This window comes from Syntrophales bacterium, from assembly GCA_030655775.1.
Taxonomy (GTDB): Bacteria; Desulfobacterota; Syntrophia; order Syntrophales; family JADFWA01; genus JAUSPI01.
Map to the genome: position 1 here is coordinate 1 of JAUSPI010000203.1, position 2,501 is coordinate 2,501.

Consider the following 2,501-nt stretch of genomic DNA (forward strand, 5'->3'; position numbering starts at 1 on the left):
AACCCGATGGGTTATCCGCCCACGCAAGTGGTTTCTGCCTTGGCAGATCCGCTGTGGCGGAAACCCCTTGTCACCCCGCATTTGCGGGGTGACGACGGCCCTACGGGCGAATTTTGTGCGCACAGCGTGCAAAATTCGGGTATGATGCAATTATCATAGGTGGCATCTTTTGCGACGTACTCGTCATGTATTCCGCCCCCAGATCCAGCAGTTACTGAATTACTTACAATAGTGCAGGAACTGATAATACTATTTTAATCCCTCCTTATAATAAATATGGACCGCAAGCGGCTCAAAATCTTCCCTGAAACTTCCGTTTTTGAGAGTAATTTCGCGTTTTTCAAAGGACACTTTTAATGTTTCTGATCTTCCTGGAAAACCTCTGAATTCAGCAGCGACTTTTTCATTAGATGAATTCACAGCTATTAGCCAAAATCTTCCATCATGTTCTTTAGCGCTAAAATTAATGGAAGGACATTGGAACTCTTCCCTATTCCTGTTGACGAGAAAAGTTACGATTTCCGGTCCAGAAAGTATCTTTATTGAAATACCGGGATAATTCTTTCCGAAGAGTACAGCACTTCCCAGGGGCGCTTCCCCTGCAAGCTCCTTAGCTGCTTTCGCGTAGGCATCATAGGCGCCGAGTACCTCTCTGCTATGATGGAGATAATATGCTACCACTCCCTTTGCCCCAGCAATAATACTTGCATATATATCATAATATATTTCGGTAAATGTTGGCGGGATCCCGTCCCCGGGAGACAACTGTAAAAAGGCAATAGGCACCTTCATCCTATTAGATACACCTGACTCTTTTATCGCCTTTACTTCTTGTTGAATCACCCATAGCACCCATGGCCTTGCCTTTTTATAGAGGCTTGTATATATCCCGCCTCCTATTATGTCCAAATACGTTACGTAAGGCACAATACTCTCTGCGACATGCCCAGCAGCAGGATACATATATACGGGCCTCTTCAAAGGGTCGTTTTCATGGAGATATTTACAATATGCCTTTATCATTGGGCCTTCGTAGCCATCATTAATCTTTTTTTCTTCTGGCAAATTCCACCAGGCTATATGTTCGTAGTTCTTATAGGTTTCCAGACGACGGGCAAAAGACTTCATGTGTCTGCCATCTTCATTAAATACAGCTTGTTTTCTAAAACCTCCCATATTAAACATTACGAAAAGCTCTGTATCCTTTGCCCATTCAAGCCACTGTTTTATCTCTTCTTCTGTTCCTTCACCAGGACTATAACACTGAATAAAGTTGAAACCATCTTTTTTAACCTGTTTCATCGCATGGAGAGTATGAATTGTCCATATACCGAACGGAAATTTTTTACCTTGCGGATACAGTTTTTCTTTAAATGGATTATCATCTGTACCGGCATATAAAGTACCATCTTGTGGAAATAATTGAGAATACAGGAAGCCACTGCAAGCTAAAATTAATAGAATTTTGCCAATCTTATTCATTTTTTAATCTCTTCCTCTTTGAGTAGTGTCAAAGAAAAATCCCTGAAAATAGGTATGCCATACCATGAACAAAGTCCCACATAACCAGCATCTGTCTTTACATAGCCGTCCTCTGTCTCTCCGCTATCTGTAACATCAATCTCAAGGTTGCCGTTTAAGTATATCTTGTGGGATGAACCGTTTGCCACTATCCTAACTTTTGAGGTGTGAGGAATTACGACGATCGCCTTAGCAACAGTAACCCCTCCATACTTAAGAGAAATCGTATATGGGGTATATTTACTATTTAAAATTACATGGTATCCAGGAGAATCAAATTTACCAGTATATTCAGCCAATCTATAGGATACACCATAACAGCCACCATATCTTGGGTTACATTGAATAACAACGCTTAAATCAATGTTTTTAGCCTTTAATTCGGCGAGGTTACATGCAAGATTAGGGGTTGGTTTTAAGGTACCTAACTCAAAAAAATAGTGAAATTGCAGCGAATGCTCCCGTATAGCAATCAAATTGCCATTCATATTGTCTCCAATCTCAACCCATTTGTAATTGCCAGCCTCTGTCTTTCCCACAGCATTACTGTCCGGCCTGTCAAAGCTGTCAGATACATCTGCACAAAATGCTATCTGTATCCCCAATAAAAACACCCCCAACACAACTGCTGCCTTCACTATTCTCATCCTGTTTTCCATAACTCTTCCCTCCTCGTTTTGTTTTGTTTTTATACGCAGTATGTCATTCCGAGCCCTTCGGCTTCGCTCAGGACAGGCTTCGCGAGGAATCTCTGCCTGGGTTATCAATGCAGCGGAGATCCCTTCGACAAGCTCAGGATGACAAAGGAAATGTTCAACATAAAATAAATAGATTCTACGAAGTGAAGCTCCCCGTGGCAAGCCACGGGGCATCTTTGTTTAAAGCGAAACTCGGCGAAGCTAACCCGGCTTCGCCCATTGGGCTTCGCCGGGTCGTCACGCCATTCATCCCTGTGGCAAGCCACAGGGCACTCTGGCGAA

General features: G+C 42.7%; 3 protein-coding genes. 1 reads left to right on the forward strand and 2 read right to left on the reverse strand.

Translation table 11 applies throughout. The features are described 5' to 3' along the window. Positions 1–249: 249 nt before the first annotated feature. Positions 250–1,482, reverse strand: a complete 1,233-nt coding sequence (locus tag Q7J27_10870; GenBank protein MDO9529645.1) for a hypothetical protein — start codon at positions 1,480–1,482, stop codon at positions 250–252. Continuing rightward, a complete protein-coding gene (locus Q7J27_10875; protein MDO9529646.1) occupies positions 1,479–2,180 on the reverse strand; it encodes a hypothetical protein in 702 nt (233 codons plus the stop codon). Before Q7J27_10875 ends, Q7J27_10870 begins: the two co-directional genes overlap by 4 nt. Before the next feature lie 107 nt (positions 2,181–2,287). Between Q7J27_10875 and Q7J27_10880 the strand changes: the two genes are divergently transcribed. After that, a partial coding sequence (locus tag Q7J27_10880) for a hypothetical protein (GenBank protein ID MDO9529647.1) occupies positions 2,288–2,501 on the forward strand: 214 nt, incomplete at its 3' end.